13 protein-coding genes, 2 pseudogenes and 1 riboswitch are annotated in these 16064 nt (G+C 69.0%); of the genes and pseudogenes, 7 read left to right on the plus strand and 8 right to left on the minus strand.

The features are described 5' to 3' along the window. Nucleotides 1-75 precede the first annotated feature (75 nt). Together FCN22_RS09100 and FCN22_RS09105 are read left to right on the plus strand one after the other, a co-directional pair. A pseudogene (locus tag FCN22_RS09100) lies at nt 76-1132 on the plus strand (IS630 family transposase). Between the two features lie 284 nt (nt 1133-1416). Continuing rightward, nucleotides 1417-2538 (plus strand): tyrosine-type recombinase/integrase, encoded by a 1122-nt coding sequence (locus FCN22_RS09105; protein WP_137121238.1) that lies wholly within the window; start codon nt 1417-1419, stop codon nt 2536-2538. Between the two features lie 346 nt (nt 2539-2884). On the opposite strand, the gene FCN22_RS09110 is transcribed toward FCN22_RS09105, so the two are convergent. The 7 genes and pseudogenes from FCN22_RS09110 to FCN22_RS09135 form a co-directional block, all read right to left on the minus strand. Continuing rightward, nucleotides 2885-3871 (minus strand): alkaline phosphatase family protein, encoded by a 987-nt coding sequence (locus tag FCN22_RS09110; RefSeq protein WP_137121239.1) that lies wholly within the window; start codon nt 3869-3871, stop codon nt 2885-2887. A gap of 191 nt (nt 3872-4062) precedes the next feature. Further along, nucleotides 4063-4590: a hypothetical protein gene (locus tag FCN22_RS09115; protein WP_137121240.1), complete on the minus strand. Its 528-nt coding sequence runs from the start codon at nt 4588-4590 to the stop codon at nt 4063-4065. Further along, on the minus strand, nt 4578-5840 hold the full coding sequence (locus FCN22_RS09120; protein WP_137121241.1) for a DUF58 domain-containing protein: 1263 nt from the start codon (nt 5838-5840) through the stop codon (nt 4578-4580). Before FCN22_RS09120 ends, FCN22_RS09115 begins: the two co-directional genes overlap by 13 nt. Next, nucleotides 5837-6247 carry an AAA family ATPase gene (locus tag FCN22_RS22680; protein ID WP_338016643.1) on the minus strand — a complete coding sequence of 137 codons (411 nt, stop codon included), beginning with the start codon at nt 6245-6247 and terminating at the stop codon, nt 5837-5839. The genes FCN22_RS09120 and FCN22_RS22680 overlap by 4 nt, the downstream gene beginning before the upstream one ends. Before the next feature lie 103 nt (nt 6248-6350). After that, nucleotides 6351-6629, minus strand: a pseudogene (locus FCN22_RS22685) (AAA family ATPase); the annotation flags it as partial. A gap of 173 nt (nt 6630-6802) precedes the next feature. Beyond that, nucleotides 6803-7273, minus strand: a complete 471-nt coding sequence (locus FCN22_RS09130) for a hypothetical protein (RefSeq protein WP_137121242.1) — start codon at nt 7271-7273, stop codon at nt 6803-6805. After that, nucleotides 7270-8145: a DUF4129 domain-containing protein gene (locus tag FCN22_RS09135; RefSeq protein WP_137121243.1), complete on the minus strand. Its 876-nt coding sequence runs from the start codon at nt 8143-8145 to the stop codon at nt 7270-7272. The genes FCN22_RS09130 and FCN22_RS09135 overlap by 4 nt, the downstream gene beginning before the upstream one ends. 246 nt (nt 8146-8391) lie before the next feature. Between FCN22_RS09135 and FCN22_RS09140 the strand changes: the two genes are divergently transcribed. From FCN22_RS09140 to eno, 3 genes are all read left to right on the plus strand, one after another. After that, nucleotides 8392-8973, plus strand: a complete 582-nt coding sequence (locus tag FCN22_RS09140; protein ID WP_162308171.1) for a phosphatase PAP2 family protein — start codon at nt 8392-8394, stop codon at nt 8971-8973. A gap of 146 nt (nt 8974-9119) precedes the next feature. Next, nucleotides 9120-9509: a hypothetical protein gene (locus FCN22_RS09145; RefSeq protein ID WP_137121245.1), complete on the plus strand. Its 390-nt coding sequence runs from the start codon at nt 9120-9122 to the stop codon at nt 9507-9509. Continuing rightward, entirely contained in the window at nt 9506-10795 is a 1290-nt protein-coding gene (gene eno / locus FCN22_RS09150; protein WP_137121246.1) for a phosphopyruvate hydratase, read from the plus strand. The genes FCN22_RS09145 and eno overlap by 4 nt, the downstream gene beginning before the upstream one ends. 19 nt (nt 10796-10814) lie before the next feature. Here the strand turns inward: eno and FCN22_RS09155 are convergent, their stop codons facing one another. Continuing rightward, nucleotides 10815-12521, minus strand: a complete 1707-nt coding sequence (locus tag FCN22_RS09155) for a dynamin family protein (RefSeq protein WP_162308172.1) — start codon at nt 12519-12521, stop codon at nt 10815-10817. 154 nt (nt 12522-12675) lie between these two features. Continuing rightward, a riboswitch (Fluoride riboswitch) is annotated at nt 12676-12735 on the plus strand. 16 nt (nt 12736-12751) lie between these two features. Between FCN22_RS09155 and FCN22_RS09160 the strand changes: the two genes are divergently transcribed. Both FCN22_RS09160 and FCN22_RS09165 read left to right on the plus strand, forming a co-directional pair. Further along, complete coding sequence (locus FCN22_RS09160; RefSeq protein ID WP_202911490.1) at nt 12752-14323, plus strand: MutS-related protein; 1572 nt, start codon at nt 12752-12754, stop codon at nt 14321-14323. Beyond that, on the plus strand, nt 14320-15888 hold the full coding sequence (locus FCN22_RS09165; protein ID WP_137121248.1) for a MutS-related protein: 1569 nt from the start codon (nt 14320-14322) through the stop codon (nt 15886-15888). The genes FCN22_RS09160 and FCN22_RS09165 overlap by 4 nt, the downstream gene beginning before the upstream one ends. Nucleotides 15889-16064: the final 176 nt, after the last annotated feature.

The following is a 16064-nucleotide window of genomic DNA, read 5'->3' on the forward strand; positions in this document are numbered from 1 at the left end:
AGATCCCGCCGATGGCCGCCTACTTCACGAAGCCCCGCCGTTGGACCTCAAACCCCACCACCCCAAGGGACTCTCCTGTCATCTGCACTGGAACTGAGCGATGAAGACCGCGCGACTTTGACGTCGTGGACCAGGTCCCGCACGCTTGCGGCCGGTAGTGCCGAGCGGGCCCGGATCGTGCTGGCCGTCGCCGACGGCGCCGGCACCTCGGCGGTGGCTCGGCAGGTCGGGGTCTCGCGGCCCACGGTGATCAAGTGGCGCGACCGGTTCGTCGCCCATGGCCTGGCCGGCCTGGAGGACGAGGAACGCTCGGGGCGACCCAAGACCGTCGATGATGCCGCGATCATCGCGGCCACGCTGGAACCGCCGCCGAAGCAGCTGGGCGTGACGCATTGGTCCTCCCGTCTGCTGGGCAAACAGCTGGGCATCGGCGATGCGACCGTCGCCCGGGCCTGGCGCAAGTACGCGGTCAAACCCTGGCGGCGCGAGACCTTCAAGTTCTCCACCGACCCCGAGCTGGAGGGCAAGGTCCGCGACGTGGTCGGGCTCTACCTCAACCCGCCGGAGAAGGCCGTGGTGCTGTGCGTCGATGAGAAGTCCCAGATCCAAGCCCTCAACCGCACCGCGCCGATCCTGCCGCTGCGCCCCGGGCTGCCGGAGAAAGCGACCCACGACTACAAACGCAACGGCACCACCACCCTGTTCGCCGCCCTCGAGGTCGCCACCGGCAAGGTGACCGACCAGTGCTACCACAGGCACGGCAAGGCCGAGTTCCTCGACTTCCTCAAGAAGGTCGCCAAGACCTACCCGCGCCGGGAACTGCACGTGGTGCTGGACAACTACCACACCCACAAGCACGACGACATCAACCGCTGGCTCGCCAAGAACCCGCAAATCACGCTGCACTTCACCCCGACCAGCGGCTCCTGGCTGAACCTGGTCGAAGTCTTCTTCGGGATCATCACCCGCCAGGCCATCAGGCGTGGATCCTTCGACAGCGTCAAACAGCTCGTCGGCGCGATCAGCACCTTCATCGACGGCTGGAACGACCGCTGCCACCCATTCACCTGGACCAAGACCGCCGACGAAGATCCTGCCCCACGCAACCCGTAAACCAACTTCAGACGCGTGACACTAGTTACTCAGTTTGTTACTCAGGGGCGCCCGACGGCGTCCCGTGGCGGCGAAAGGGAAGGCCCCGGACCGTGCGTTTGCGCGGGTCAGGGGCCCTATTCGAACTGGTGGGCGATACTGGGATCGAACCAGTTTCCATCGAATCGACCGATACTGGAACTACCTGCCCAAATGCCCTCTCACCTGCGCGAATTCGGCACAGTATCGCGTGCCAAGGATAGACATGACAAGACATATATGTACGATGGGATCGCACGCAGATAGCACGAAGAGAGGCGCCACATGGCAGGCAGGACGGGTCGACGTGGGTTCGGCTACCTCCGCAAGCTCCCCTCCAAGCGGTGGCAGGCGAGTTACATCGGTCCTGACACCCAGCGGTACACGGCACCGCACACATTTCCAGCCAAGATCGACGCCGAGGCGTGGCTCACCCGTGAACACGATCTCATGGCCGCTGACACCTGGACCTCACCCGCTGTTCGCGCAGAAGCGGCTCGCGACCCCCGGGCACTGTTCGGTGCCTACTCCGAGCGGTGGCTACAGGCCCGAGACCTCAAACCCCGTACCCAGGCCCACTACCGCTCGCTACTCGACAAGCAGATCCTCCCGACCTTCGCCGGCCTGCGGCTAAAGGCAATCACACCCGAGGTGATCGGCGACTGGTACGACAAGCTCGACCGCTCTCGCCCGACGCTGCGGGCTCACGCATACGCGCTACTACGCACCATCCTCGGGGCCGCGGTGCACGATCGGCGGATCGAGACGAACCCGTGCCACATCCGGGGCGCCGGCAGCACCAAGCGTGCGCGAAGGATTGAACCCGCCACCCTCCCCCAGCTCGAGACGCTAGTGAGTGCGATGCCGCAGAGGTATCGCCTCATGCCGTTGCTGGCAGGTTGGTGCGCGCTGCGGTTCGGAGAGCTCATCGAACTGCGCCGACGTGATGTGGATCTGGCCAACGGCGTAATCCACATCCGACGCGCTGCTGTACGCGCTGGGGGCCAGGTCCTGATCGGAGACCCCAAGAGTGACGCTGGCAGTCGCGACGTGGCAATCCCGCCACACCTGCTGCCGCTGGTCAAGGAACATCTGTCTCAGCCGATCACCGGCGGCAGGGACGGCCTGCTCTTCCCCGCCGCGGACGGCAAGAGCACACTGGCGCCGTCGACGTTTTACCGCGTGTTCTACCCCGCGCGCGAGGCGGCGGGGAGACCAGATCTGCGGTTCCACGACCTGCGGCACACAGGCGCGGTCCTGGCTGCTCACACCGGTGCCACGCTCGCCGAGCTCATGGCCAGGCTCGGTCACTCGACACCCGCCGCCGCGATGAGATACCAGCATGCCGCCGAGGGCAGGGACGCCGAGATCGCCCGGCGCCTGTCGGAATTGGCAGGCAAGTCCTAAGTTCCTCACTGCCCGAGGCCCCGTTGCAGGGACAGCCCGGTCAAGATTCACATGCCGCCGCCCGAGCTCTCGTGTCCCACTCCTACGACCGTCTCCGTCTGCCGTCTCCTCCGAAACCCACCGGGCGAACCCAGCACATCCACCGCAGCAAAGCGTCGGCGAGCCCAGGGCGGCCCGGCCAACTGTGTGACCAGACATCCCCACGGGGCCGTGACTCAGGCGCACCGACCCGATGGATTGCTCTCGTCGGCTCGACGATCGACCTGCTGAGCAGCGCTCGACAAATCGTCCTTCATCGAGAACCTCCCGTCGTCAGCACGAGCGATCGCCTTGGCAGGTCGCAGCCTCAGAATCCGAGGCCGGGCCTGAGGCTGACCTGGTCAACGGCGTGGCCCAGTCGGGGATAGCCCAGGATGTCCTCAAGATCGCCGAGAAGTCCGTAGAGGTTGTGGTCCGCGCCGTCCTTGGCGCCGGGCGACACGTACGGCGACACGACGTACGTCGGGATATGACACGACGGTTGAGCGCGGTAGACGGCCGGCGCAGTGCAGGCGGAGCCATTGATCTCTTTGCCGTCCCCTTCGTCCCAGGTGACGAAGATCAGCGTCTGGCCGGCTTGGTAGCTCGACATCGCGGTGAGCTGGGGGACGAGCTGGGCGAGCCAGTCGTCGCCGTCCGCGATCCGCTGGCTCTTGGCGTGTGGACAGCTCGCGAGCCAATGCATGTCGTTACAGGCGTTGGGCGTGATCCAGGCCAACGTCGGCAACGTGTCGTTCGCGATGGTGTCATCGAGAGCCGGCTTGAGTGCCACGTCATACCTCTTGCAGGTGTTCGTGGGCGTCTTGAGGTCGGTATACCAGAACGGCGGGTTGTGCCCGCTCTGGTAGACACCGGAGTTGGGCGAGCATGGCCTGGGCGCCGATTCCTCGTAGGCGCGCCACGTGTCGCCGTGCACCTGGACCTGATGGAACACGTTGTCGTTGGTAGTATGCACGCCGACTCCGGTGGCGTACCCGCTGGTTGCCGCCATGTAGTCGGTCTGTGAGGGATGGGTGGCCGCGTGCATAGAGAGCTCGGAGCCGCACTGCTCCGCGAGGGTGTGCAGGTACCTCGCCTGGCTCGACTTGATGAGCGTGGAGTAGCCGACGTTCTCGTCCATGATCACCACGACGTGCTGGTAGCGAGGAGTTCCGGTGAGCGTGCCGCAGGGCCCGGATGCTGCCGCTCCGCGCAGGGGGGTGGCCCCACCAGACGCCGAGGCGGCGACCGTGAGCGAGATGGACATCGCCGCGACGAGTCCGGCCAAGAGGAGCCGTCCTCGGGTGCGCGCCATCTCGGCCTCCTCAGCGGACGTACGGCCTCTTCCGAGCAGTAAAGCACCGCCCTCGCGACGGCGAGACCGTTTCCCCGTTCCGACGGCGGCCCGCCCTGTCCCGCGACGGTTGGCGTTTCAGGATGACCGCCAACGCCCACAGATCCACTCACCTGCAGGGTGCTACGTCGGCTCGCATGGTGGGCCTGGGCTCACGGTGTCTGGTGATCGACCGACGCGCCAGCGCTATCGGACATGTGCGGCGAGGAAGGTTGTACCCGGCTCCGGATCCACCAGAAGAGGATCGTGATGCTGAGGCCGCCGACAGCGACGGCGACCGTCGGCACGCGTGCCGGAAGCAGCTCGCCGAGCGGGACCATGGCCACTACGAGTGCCAGCAGTGCCGCCTGGGGCAGCTGGTGGGTCAGCCAAGCACGCAGGCTCGGCCCGTCGGGCGCGGCGCGGGCACTCAGAGAGATGAGGTACAGGCCGAGCAGCAGTCCGGCACCGGCGAGGACGACGGTGGCTGGGTTGTCTTGCAGCCCAGCGAGAGCCACCGTCACGAGGCCGAACGCGGTCGCGGCCGGCCAGCGCTCGGTGGCGATGGACATCCCGAGCGCGACGAGTGCAGTGACCAGGAGCGGCCACAGGCGGGTCGGTAGGCCGGTCGAGAGCAGTGCGAGGCATGCCAGGCCGGGCGCCGCCGGAAGGAGTCGCGCTGGGGTGGTCAGGCCGGCCATCGGGCACCTCCCGGCAGGGCCGGATGCGGTGCGAGCAGCACCTCGTCGAGCGATCGTCGCCCGTCCCACGCGAACACGGGAATCCCGCTGTCCCGCAGGCGGTAGGCGGTCGCTTGTCGGTCGAGCCGCCACATCCGCAGGGCCAGGTCGTCCTCGTCCGCGGCACGTGGGGGCTTGGTGGTCAGCACGTCGACGACAAGGACCTGCGTGCCTCGGTCGTGCAGGTCGTGAAGGAGCGTGAAGATTCGCTCGTCGAGCAGGGGCGTGAACACGACGATCAGCGCTGCGGGTGGCAGAGACCGCCGTGGCAACCGACCGACGTCGGGCGTGACCACGCTGATGTCGCGCTGGACGGTCAGGATCTCATCGGCGATCCGGTAGAGGGTCCGCTGGCCCGACTCCGGGGGAAGCCAGTGCAGGCCGCCGCCCAGCACGATCAGGCCGGCCCGGTCTCCCGAACGCAGGTAGGGCGCCGCGACGCCGGTGGCGCCGCGCACCGAGCGGGACAGCGTGCCACCGACGTCGGTGAACGCGTCAATCGCCACGATGACGTCGGCGCTCTCCTCGGCGAGGTGCTGGACCACGTGCAGGCTGCCGTGGCGCAGGGTTGAGGGCCAGTGGACGTCGCGGGGCAGGTCTCCGGGGACGTAGGGCCGGATGCGGGCGAACTCGGAGCCGTGCCCGGGTCGCCCGGACAGGTGCTGGCCCAGCCGAGCGGGCAGGTGATGGGGCACTGCTACGTGGCTGAAGGCGGCGGGCTGGGGGTAGCTGATGACCTCGCCGACCGGGCAGGCTCCCCGGCCTTCCCACAGGCCCAGGCCGTCCCGTGCCACGACGGTCAGCTCGCCGACGGTGCGCCGTCCCCACCGGTCCACCCGCACCGCCCAGGTGCCGCTGATGCGGTTGGACAGCACGGCGGTGGGCGTTTCGCGGTCGAGACGGCGCAGCTGGCGGCTCGACGTAAGCTCGAGTCGCAGCATCCCGAGCCGCTCGCGGGCCTCGACCTCGACGTCGAGGGTGATCGTCTCGCCCTCGACGCAGTGGTCGGGACTCACGCCGGCGAGGAGGCGCACCGCCCGCGGCCTGTTGGTGGAGCCGAGCGGGGCCAGCAGCAGCAGCAGTGGCGCGGCGGCCAGTGCCAGGATTCCCGTCCTTCCGGTGACCAGCAGCACGGCGACCGCGACTGCTGCCACGGTCAGCAGCCGGCGCGCGTGCGCGGACGGGCCCCAGTGCAGCTCGAGGGTGGTCACGGGCGCCGCTCCGTGCGCGGCACGGGGACTTGGTCGAGTACCTCGGCGATGATGGCCTCGGGGTCGACGCGCCGCACCCACACTTCGGGTCGCAGCCCGATGCGGTGGGCGAGCACGGCCGGTGCGAGTGCCTTGACGTCCTCGGGGATGGCGAAGCCGCGCCCATCGAGTAGCGCTGCGGCCCGGGCGAGTTGGACGAGGGCGAGGGTGCCGCGTGGGCTCGCGCCGACCGTGACCTTGGGGTGGACTCTGGTCGCGGCGACGATGGCTGCGGCATACCCGATGACCTCGTCGGAGACCTCGACCTGCTCGAGGTTCTTGCGCATCAGCAGCAGCTCGGTGACATCGCACACCTGGTTGACGGTGGGCAGGCCGGGGTCGCCGCGGGCGATCCTGCGTCGCACCATGTCCGCCTCGCCCCTCGGGCGTGAGGTAACCGAGGTGGACGCGCAGCATGAATCGGTCCAGCTGGGCCTCGGGTAGGGGGTAGGTGCCTTCGTACTCGATGGGGTTGTCGGTGGCCAGCACGATGAAGGGGTCGGGTAGTGGCATCGTCTGGCCGTCCGCGCTGACCTGTCCCTCGGCCATCGCCTCGAGCATCGCCGCCTGCGTCTTGGGTGGGGTGCGGTTGACCTCGTCGGCGAGCAGCAGGTTGGTGAAGACCGGCCCCTGGCGGAAGACGAACTCGCCGGTGCCCTGGTGGTAGATGGAGGCGCCGGTCAGGTCCGAGGGCAGCAGGTCGGGGGTGAACTGCACGCGGGTGAAGCGCAGGCCCAGGGCTGCGGCCATGCCGCGGGCTAGGAGAGTTTTGCCGACGCCCGGGAGGTCCTCGATCAGGACGTGCCCGCTGCTCAGGATGCCCAGCAGGACCAGCCGGCGGGCCGCTCGCTTGCCGACCAGTGCCTGGTCGAGCTGGTCCAGGATGCTCTGGCACCGGTCGGCTGTGGCGGTCACGGGTTGGTTCACAGTTGTTCCAGCCTGTCGATGACGCGTGCCAACTCGTCCCTGGCCAGCGGTGCGGGGTCGGGCCGCGCACCGTCCGGGTCGATGAGGTTCCACACGTGCGTGCCGAGCAGGTCGCGGGCAGACGCAGGGTCGGTTTGGAGGTCCACGCGGTGCCGCTCGGCCAACAGCGCCCCGGCTGTGGCGGCCAGGAAGGGGCGGGTGACCGACTCGTAGTAGTGATGGTTCTCGGTGGTCCAGCCGATCATCGACGAGATGCGTCGGTATGACGCGAAGGCCAGTGGTCCTTCACCGGCACCACGAGCGCGGTGACGGGCACGGTGGTGCGGCGGCAGCGAGCCCCGGGCGGCGGCCACCACCACCAGCGCGCCGCACACGCTCGCGGTCAGGACTCCCCACGCGCCCAGTGCGACGTAGCCCAGGACGTCCAGGGCGACGGCAAGAGCGGTCACGGTCAGGATCGGTCTCATTGGGTGCTCCGCATTTGTTGGCGCAACGTCTCGAGCAGACGCAGCGCGTCGGCCTGATCCTGGGCCGGGACGGGTGCGCGGCTGTAGCGGGCGCGGTGGAACAGTCGGGTGAGCTCCTGCACGTCCGCGAGAGTGGCGAGTTTGGCTCCGACGGCGCCGGCACTGATCTCCTGGGCGGTCTCGGGCGGTTCGACCGAGATGCCTCGTCGGGCGGCCTCTTGCTCGAAGGCGCGGTAGGCCGTGATGACCGCGGCACGCGCGTCGTCATCGGCCTGATGCCGGATCGAGGTACTGCTCGATGCCACCTGCGGTGCCGCTGAGCGGATCGGCTTGTCTGCCACGCGGCTTCGCCGGCGCAGCAGTGCCGTGGTCGCGGCCACCACGAGGACGAACCCGATGACACCAAGCAGGATCCAGACTCCTTGGCCACCGAGGGTCGCCGACGGGTGTGCAGCGGTCGTGGACGGCTGCCCCGATGGGGTGGCCCGGACCGTCGGGCTGGTCAGACCGGATGCCGAGCTGCCGCCGAAACGGGTCGCCAGCAACCCGACGACGACCACCGTCGCCGCGGTCACCAGCACGGCGGCCGCGACCAGCTGGAGCCGCTCCCCCGGCGACATCGGGATCTGGATGACGTGCTCGCGTTGGTCGCCCTCCTTGCTGCGTCGGCGAAGGAACCCACCGCTGAGGAGGCGCACCACCAAGGAAGCGGCGGCCAGGCACACCACCGCGAGGGCGCCGAGTTGGGCGACTGCGCTGAGGTGGAGGTGGTCCCAGCGAAGACCGGCTCGCGCTTGAGTTCCCCAGGCGGACGCGAGGATCAGCAGGCACACCGTGCCGATCCGGACCCCGCGAGACCTGGCCACGGACACGGCACCTCCCTGACTTGCTCAGTCAGGGACCGTCAGCCTGTCGCGGCGCTTCGGTGAGCCCCATCACCGTGGATCTGCCTCCAGTATGCGCTCCGCCGTAGTCCTGCCCAACCGGACCGACACAGCAGCAGGCCCTCTGCAGCGCGGAGCACAATGGCCGGAGTTGGCCAGCCGAGATCACTGGTACGCGAAACACCGTGTGCCCCGTTCACGTTCGAGGTGCGGGCCCACGACGAGGGAGACGACATGGCAGGTTCGAGGCGTCGTGACCGCTCGCTGGCAATGGGGCTGGGGCTCGCGCTGGCGGCGCTCACCGCCGACGTCGCCGCCGGGGGACGGATCGACGGTTGGGAGCGCAGCCGTCTTCGGGCGCCTGGTCGGGCACCGGCCGGTTGGCACACGGTCACGGCCGCTGGTGACGCACCGTCGTTGTTCGTCGGGGTGGCAGCCGCCAGCCTGCTGGCCGCTGCGCGGCGCCGCCCGGTGCTGCGCCCCGGCCTGACGGTGCTCGGCGGCGTGCTCGTCCGCGCCGCCCTGTGCCGTGCCGTCGCCCGGCCACGGCCACCTCGGGACTGGTGGCAGGCCGAACCGACCGGCCCGAGCTTCCCCTCGCGACACACCACCTGGGCCAGTCTCGCCGCCGGTGTGGTCGTCGACGAGCTGCCGTGCGCCGGGCGCCCCGTCGGTGGTGCCGCGGCGGCCGGCCTGGTCGCTGCCGTCGGGATGAGCCGGGTCCGGCTGGGCATGCACTGGCCCACCGACGTGGGCGGCGGCGTGCTGACGGCCCTGCTGTGCCGCGCGGTCAGCCGGCTGGTCAGCGGTGCCTGACCGGTCCGGCGGCCTACCATGGTGAGGTACGACGCTGGGCCCGGACACGATCTTGGGCGCAGCCCGGCGGTGGATCCCGCCGGGTCGGTTCGCCGACCGCATGCCGCTGGCCGATGGGTCCTACCTCGAGAAGCGGAGGTGGCATCGTGTCCTCGTCCCAGGAGCGGCCGGTGGCCGATCTGTCTGCACGAGATCGCCTGTGGTGGCTACCGGCCGACGGGTTCGGCAACGGGCTGGACTGCGACGCCTGGGCGCCCATCCTGGAGGTCGACTCCCGGATGACCTCCCCGGTGCTGAACGCCCTGCGCGAGGCGGGCGTGCCGGCATACGCCTGCCCGACCACGCCACCGGCCCACCGAGCCGCCAACTGCGAGGTGCCGCCGACCGACCGGCTCTGGGTCGGCAGCCACCGCTACGCACGCGCCGAAGACACGCTGCGGCGCGTCATCCCCACCCTGCGGTGGATCTGCACCGACCCCGAAGGCACGCCCGCAGCCCACGCCTCCACCGAACCGTCTACTGGAAGGGCCCCATGAGCTCGACCATCGCCTCGCTGGAGGCACGCGAGATCCTCGACTCCCGTTCGCGGCCCACGCTGGAGGTCACCCTCGTGCTGGACGATGGCACCCGCGCCGCCGCTGGCGTGCCGTCCGGCGCCTCCACCGGAGCCCAGGAGCCGGTTGAGCTCCGGGACGGGGACCCCGAACGTTACGCCGGTGCCGGCGTGCTGCAGGCGGCGCGGAACGTCGGCGACGTCATCGCCCCCGAGCTGCGAGGACGACCCGTGGGGAGGCTGTCCGACCTCGCGTCGATCGATCAGGCGCTGTGGGAGCTGGACGGGACCGCCAACCTGTCCCGGCTCGGCGCGAACGCGGTGGTCGGGGTGTCGATGGCGGCGGCCCGGGCCGCGGCGGCACACGCCGGAACACCCTTGTGGCGGTTCCTGTCCGAGGAGTACCAGGACGGCCGGGCCAGGATGCCGGTCCCCCACTTCAACGTGGTCAACGGTGGCGCCCACGCCAGCAACGACCTCGACTTCCAGGAATTCATGGTCGCACCGGTCGGCGCGCCGTCCTACACCGAGGCGCTGCGGGCCGGCTCGGAGATCTACGGGTCGCTGCGGGGGCTGCTGCGTGGCGCGGGCCAGAGCACCGGGCTAGGGGACGAGGGCGGGTTCGCGCCCGCGGTCAGCAAGCCGGAGCAGGTCCTGGCCCTGCTGGTCGAGGCCATCGAGGTGGCTGGCTATCACACCGGGCCCCACGGGGTGATGATCGCGATCGACCCGGCTGCCAACGGCTTCCACGATTCCAAGCAGGGCATCTACCGGGTGGCCGGGGCGGACCTGGACGCCGCGGCGCTGGTGGACCGTTATGCCCAGATGGTGGAACGCTTCCCGATCTGGAGCATCGAGGACGGCCACGCCGAGACCGACCTGTCCGGATGGTCGTTGATGACGCAGCGACTGGGTGGCCGGGTGCAGGTGGTGGGTGACGACCTGCTGGTGACCAACCCGGCCAGGATCAGCATGGGGGTACGCGACCACTGGGCCACCGCGGCGCTGATCAAGGTCAACCAGGTCGGCACGGTCACCCAGACCTTGGAGGCGTTGCGGCGCTGCCGGGACGCCGGTTGGGGCGCGATGATCTCGCACCGCTCCGGGGAGACCACCGACGACTTCATCGCCGACCTGGCGGTGGCGTCTGGGTGCGGCCAGATCAAGTCCGGCGCGCCGGCACGGGGTGAGCGGTTGGCCAAGTACAACCGGCTGCTGGCGATCGACGCGTCGGCCAGCCTGCCGTTCGGCATCCCCACCGACTGGTGACCGCTCACTCACACCCGGGTCAGGTGGCCTGGTCGAGCAGCTGCTCGATGCCGCGGACCCGGACGGCGAGCTCAGCCGCGAGGTCATCAGTCTCGGTTGACGACGGGCTGTCCTGGAGCACCTCGTCCATGACGGCCAGGAGCCGATCGATGGTGTCGTGCAGCTCCGCGTCGAGGGCGATCCCGAGCTCCTGGCCGGCCTCGACCAGGCGACGCTGCAGGTCGGAGCGGGCCCGGCCGAGCTGACGGTCGGCCATGGCCGGCACTTCGGCGAGCAGGTCGGCACGAATCTTCTGGCGTCGGTACGCCGCCGACCGCAGGTGCGACCAGGACGAGTGGAGCGGCGCCTGCCAGCCGACGGGCCGCGTGTAGTCATACCGGAACCCGGGATCGACCGCGAGCGTCGACGACGCCGACTCCAAGGTGAGGTTGAGGTCCAAGGTCTGGCGCACCGCCGCACGGGCCAGTTCCAGCTGCGCCGAGACCGCCTGCCGGGTCTGCTCGATCAGGTCTTGCAGCCCCTCCTCCAGGCGCTGGGTCGCCCGGGCTCGCCAATCCTCCACCGCCGTGGTGATGATGCTCGCCATGACCCACCTGGCCGCAGCTTCCAGCTGGTCCACCGGGACGGTGTCCAGCCGGGCCCAGCCTGCGGCCAACTGCTGCCGGCAGGAGCTGGCCAGTGCCGGACCGACCTCCTGAGCCGCGGTGTCCAGCTCTCGGCGCAGCCTGAGGATGGAGCCGCTGCAGCCGTCGCGGATGACCTCCCGGTGCGAGGCGATGCCCGCCAGTCTGGCCCGCAGCTGACGGGCCCTGTCCCGGCTGCCGGTTCGGGCCAACTGGAAAGAGCGCTGCCGGATCCTGGCGTCATCCAGCATCGCCACCAGCGTCCGGCGCAGGTGACCGGCCAGCGCCCGCCGCAGATCGGTGACGCCGTGGGTGACCAGGTAACCCTGCAGCGACTCGTGGAAGCGGGCGAACCCAGGATCGGCGCGGCCGGCGCGGGCCGAACAGGCCAGCACGTCCATGGGAGCACCGACGGTCTGCGAGCAGACCTGCTCGGTGAAGGCGACCGCCTCGGTCAGTTCGTCCCCGTCCAGCCGGTCGCTCTTGTTCAATAGCACGAACGTGTGCACCGACGTGGTCGAGATCCGTTGCAGCAGCTGTCGTTCGGCGGCCGAGATCGGCGGGTCCGCGGTCAGGACCAGGATGGCCGCGTCCAGGGTGGCCAGGGCGGCATCGGCGTCGGTGGTGTTGTGCGTGTACACCGACCCGGTGCCTGGCGTGTCGACCAGGTCGACGGCATACTCGGTGAGCAGCACCTCGTGGATCCTGACCACGACGTCGGCGACCTCGGCGACGTTGCCCGGATTGCCCGCCTCGGTCACGAACCGGGGCAGGTCCCCCAGAGCGATGTCCTGCCGGTGGCCGTCGTGGAAGACCACAGTGGCGTGCTCGTTCTCGCGGGGCCCGGCCGCGGTCACCGTGGTGGCCACCGAGGTCAGCGGGGTCACGCCGGTGGGCAGCAGCTGGCGCTGCAGCAGGGCGTTGACCAGCGTGCTCTTGCCGCGCTTGGCCTCACCGGCCACCAGCACCCGCAGCCGCTGGTCGGCCAGCCGACCGGCGAGACGGTCGAGACGCTCCCGCTCCGGGCCGGTGGCCAGCAGCCGCGCGCGCGTCAGCACCTGAGAAGCGTCGAGCCGGTCGTGTGCGGCGGTGTCGATCGACATGGGCACACCCTTCCTACGGTCATCCGTAGGAGCCATAGGCCGATGCGGTTCGGGACGCAACATCCCGGGTGGGCTCCACCACCCGATGACACCAGTCAACCGCATCAAGTCAACCGCGCCCCAAGGCCACCGGTCAAGCAGCAGGGGTGCTACCGTCAAAGGCAGGGATGGAGCTCCCTGCAACCGCCTACCGGCTGATGGCTCCTCCAGCATGCTGGAGGTGAGACGCCGTGACCCAACATCTGACCGCTGCCGCCGTCGCTGGCCGCCCGTTGGGCTTTTCAAGCATCCTGTTCCCTGGTGGCGAGGACCCCGACTCCCCCCGCCCACCCGAACCCGACTTCTTCGACGACCTCAACCTCGACCACGTCGTCGAGGCCGTGATCGCCGGCCGCGACGACTACGACCTGGCACCGCTGTTCCACCACCCCCTGGGGACGGTGGAGGAGATCACCTACCGCCACGAGGTCTTCCGCGACCTGGAGCACCCCGACCTGTTCGGCTGGGTGCGGCACTGGGCTGAGCAGTGGTCCTCGATGGGCAAGGCCCTCGCGCTGGCAGCCAAACTGCGGCACCGACACCAGAAGGCGTGGTGGTTCCTGGAGTCCGTCGACCGGTACTGCCAGACGGTGCAGGACGCGGCGGCCGGGATCGCCGAGTTGGACCCGCAGTCCGCAGGCCTGATCGCCTTCGCGGATCACCTTGCCGGGTATGCCGGCTCGGCCGAGTTCGCGCGGCTGCGGCAAGACACCGCACGGGTCCGCAAGGCCCTGTCCGAGGTCTCCTACTGCCTGCACATCCAGGCCAACCACATCCGGGTCAGTCCCGCCCGCGACGAGCCCGACTACAGCACACAGGTCCTGGCGACCTTCGAGCGGTTCAAGCGCAACGCGGCCAAGGACTACCGAGAGAGCTTCAAGAACTACGCGGAGATGAACCACGTCGAGGAGTGGATCCTCGACCTGGTGGCCAAACTCCACCCTGACACGTTCGCAGCGCTGGATGAGTTCAGCCAGCAGCACCGTGATTTCGCCGAGCCGACCCTCCTGCGGTTCGACCGCGAGATCCAGTTCTACGCCGCCTACCTGCACTACCTGGAGCCGCTGCGCGCCGCGGGTCTGTCATTCTGCTACCCGACCGTGTCGACGACCTCCAGGGCGGTGCACGCCGTGGCGACCTTCGACCTGGCCCTGGCTCACCACCTCGCCGGTCGAACCACTGTCGTGGTCAACGAATTCCACCTCGAGGGGAACGAGCGGGTCTTCGTCGTCTCCGGCCCCAACCAGGGGGGCAAGACCACCTTCGCCCGGACCTTCGGACAGCTCCACTACCTGGCCAGACTCGGGTGCCCGGTGCCCGGCAAGGCCGCGCACCTGTTCCTCTATGACTCGATGTTCACCCACTTCGAGAAGCGCGAGGACCTGGAGACTCTCAGCGGCAAACTGCAGGACGACCTGATCCGGATCAAATCGATCCTGCAGTGGGCCACCGCAGACAGCATAATCATCCTCAACGAGATCTTCACTTCGACCACCCTGGACGACGCCACCTTCCTCGGCCGCAAGGTGATGGATCAGGTCCTTGCGCTGGGCACCCTCGGCGTCTGCGTCACCTTCGTGGACGAGCTCGCCAGACTGGGCTCGGCGACGGTCAGCATGGTCAGCACTGTCGACCCCGACAACCCCGCGACCCGCACCTACAAGGTGGTGCGCAAACCCGCGGACGGGCTCGCCTACGCCGCGGCCATCGCGGCGAAGCACGGACTCACCCACGACGAGATCCGGAGGCGACTGACGTCATGAAGGTACGGTTGATGCACTCCCGCGCGGACTTCGAGATCGACGCCCCGTTGCCCGCCAACGTCGACGACCTGATCGACGACCTGGAGCTCGACCGGCTGCTGGGCACGATGGCGGCCGGCGACACGTTCCTGTTCGACGTGGCGAGGACCGGACTGTTCACCGGCCCCACCGACCCCGACGAGATCCGCTACCGGCAGGACATCGTGCAGGACTGCCTGGGCCACGCACACGTCGCGCGCGGCATCTACGCTCTCGCGGTCGAGGCCCTGGAGGGCGAGCGCAAGATCTACCGGAGCATCCTGCACCACCCCAGCTACGCTGTGAGCCGGTCGGTCGAGGTGCTCCAGCTGTTCGTCGACGTGCTGCACCGGCTGCGCGACATCGCCGACCACGAGGGCCCCGGTTTCCGATCTCGAGGATTCACCACTCTCTTCGCGACCCTGCAGGAGCAGCTGGACGACGCCTACTTCGCAACCGTCGAGGCCCACCTGAAGCGGTTGCGGTTCCAGGGCGGCATCCTGGTCAGCGCCGACCTGGGCCGCGGCAACAAAGGCAGCCACTACACCCTGCGGATGCCGGCCGACGACGACCGACACTGGTTCGAGAAGCTGTTCGGGCTGCACCACTCCACCTTCACGATCACCATCCCCGAACGCGACCAGGCCGGATTCTCCGCCTTGACCGAGCTGAAGGACCGGGGCCTGAACGACGTGGCCAACGCGCTGTCCCAGTCCACCGACCACATCCTCAGCTTCTTCGACCTGCTCCGCTGCGAACTCGGCTTCTACCTCGGCTGCCTCAACCTGCACGATGCCCTCGACCAGGCGCAGCGGCCGACCTGCTTCCCCCAAGTCCAAGGCGAAGGCCAAGTGGGGTTCTCCTGCCGGGGCCTGTATGACGTGTGCCTGGCGCTGAGCATCGACGGGCCCGTCGTCGGCAACGACGTCGACGCAAGCGGCAAGCACCTGGTCATGATCACCGGAGCCAATCAGGGCGGCAAGTCAACCTTCCTGCGCAGTCTCGGGCTGGCCCAGCTGATGATGCAAAGCGGCATGTTCGTCGCAGCCGAAACCTTCACGGCACCGGTGACCAGTGGACTCTTCACGCACTACAAGCGCGAGGAGGACAAGAGCATGTCCAGCGGCAAGCTCGACGAAGAGCTCAACCGGATGAGCACCATCGTCGACCAGCTGTCCCCCGGGTGCCTGGTCCTGTGCAACGAGTCGTTCGCCGCCACCAACGAACGCGAAGGATCCCAGATCGCCCGACAGATCCTCAGGGCGCTGCTGGAGTCCGGCGTCCGCGTCCTCTACGTCACCCACCTGTACGACCTGGCCCACGGACTCCACCAGCAAGGCAACGACCACGCACTTTTCCTGCGCGCCGAACGCCGGGAAGACGGTCAGCGCACCTACCGCCTCGTGGCAGGCGAGCCACTGCCCACCAGCTTCGGCCAGGACGTCTACCAGCGCATCTTCTCCGCACCCCCCAACGGGCGGCAGACCGCAGACTTGCGCGGCGACGTGGTTCAGGGCGGCGGGGTTCAGCCAGGACCATCTCCCTGACAGAACGCGCGCCCGAAGGATCGGAACCGAAGTTCCGCGTCCGATGGCTCCAGTGTCGCCGATCCGCAATGCGGTCCGGACACGGGTCGGCTGTGTAGACTGCGGCGCGTATCACCGGCGGTGGGGCTCGCCGGACCCGAACCGTCACCAGCGTGCTGGTGGCCAACAGTCCCTAC

This window comes from Segeticoccus rhizosphaerae (assembly GCF_005222685.1).
Lineage (GTDB): Bacteria > Actinomycetota > Actinomycetes > Actinomycetales > Dermatophilaceae > Segeticoccus > Segeticoccus rhizosphaerae.

Bases quoted from the DNA above. Each gene is read 5' to 3' on its own strand.
- FCN22_RS22680 (WP_338016643.1), bottom strand. From the start codon at position 6,247: ATGGTGCGACGCAGGATCGCCCGCGGCGACCCCGGCCTGCCCACCGTC.
- eno (WP_137121246.1), top strand. From the start codon at position 9,506: ATGAGCTCGACCATCGCCTCGCTGGAGGCACGCGAGATCCTCGACTCC.
- FCN22_RS09130 (WP_137121242.1), bottom strand. From the start codon at position 7,273: ATGAGACCGATCCTGACCGTGACCGCTCTTGCCGTCGCCCTGGACGTC.
- FCN22_RS09105 (WP_137121238.1), top strand. From the start codon at position 1,417: ATGGCAGGCAGGACGGGTCGACGTGGGTTCGGCTACCTCCGCAAGCTC.
- FCN22_RS09165 (WP_137121248.1), top strand. From the start codon at position 14,320: ATGAAGGTACGGTTGATGCACTCCCGCGCGGACTTCGAGATCGACGCC.
- FCN22_RS09155 (WP_162308172.1), bottom strand. From the start codon at position 12,521: ATGTCGATCGACACCGCCGCACACGACCGGCTCGACGCTTCTCAGGTG.
- FCN22_RS09115 (WP_137121240.1), bottom strand. From the start codon at position 4,590: ATGGCCGGCCTGACCACCCCAGCGCGACTCCTTCCGGCGGCGCCCGGC.
- FCN22_RS09140 (WP_162308171.1), top strand. From the start codon at position 8,392: ATGGCAGGTTCGAGGCGTCGTGACCGCTCGCTGGCAATGGGGCTGGGG.
- FCN22_RS09110 (WP_137121239.1), bottom strand. From the start codon at position 3,871: ATGGCGCGCACCCGAGGACGGCTCCTCTTGGCCGGACTCGTCGCGGCG.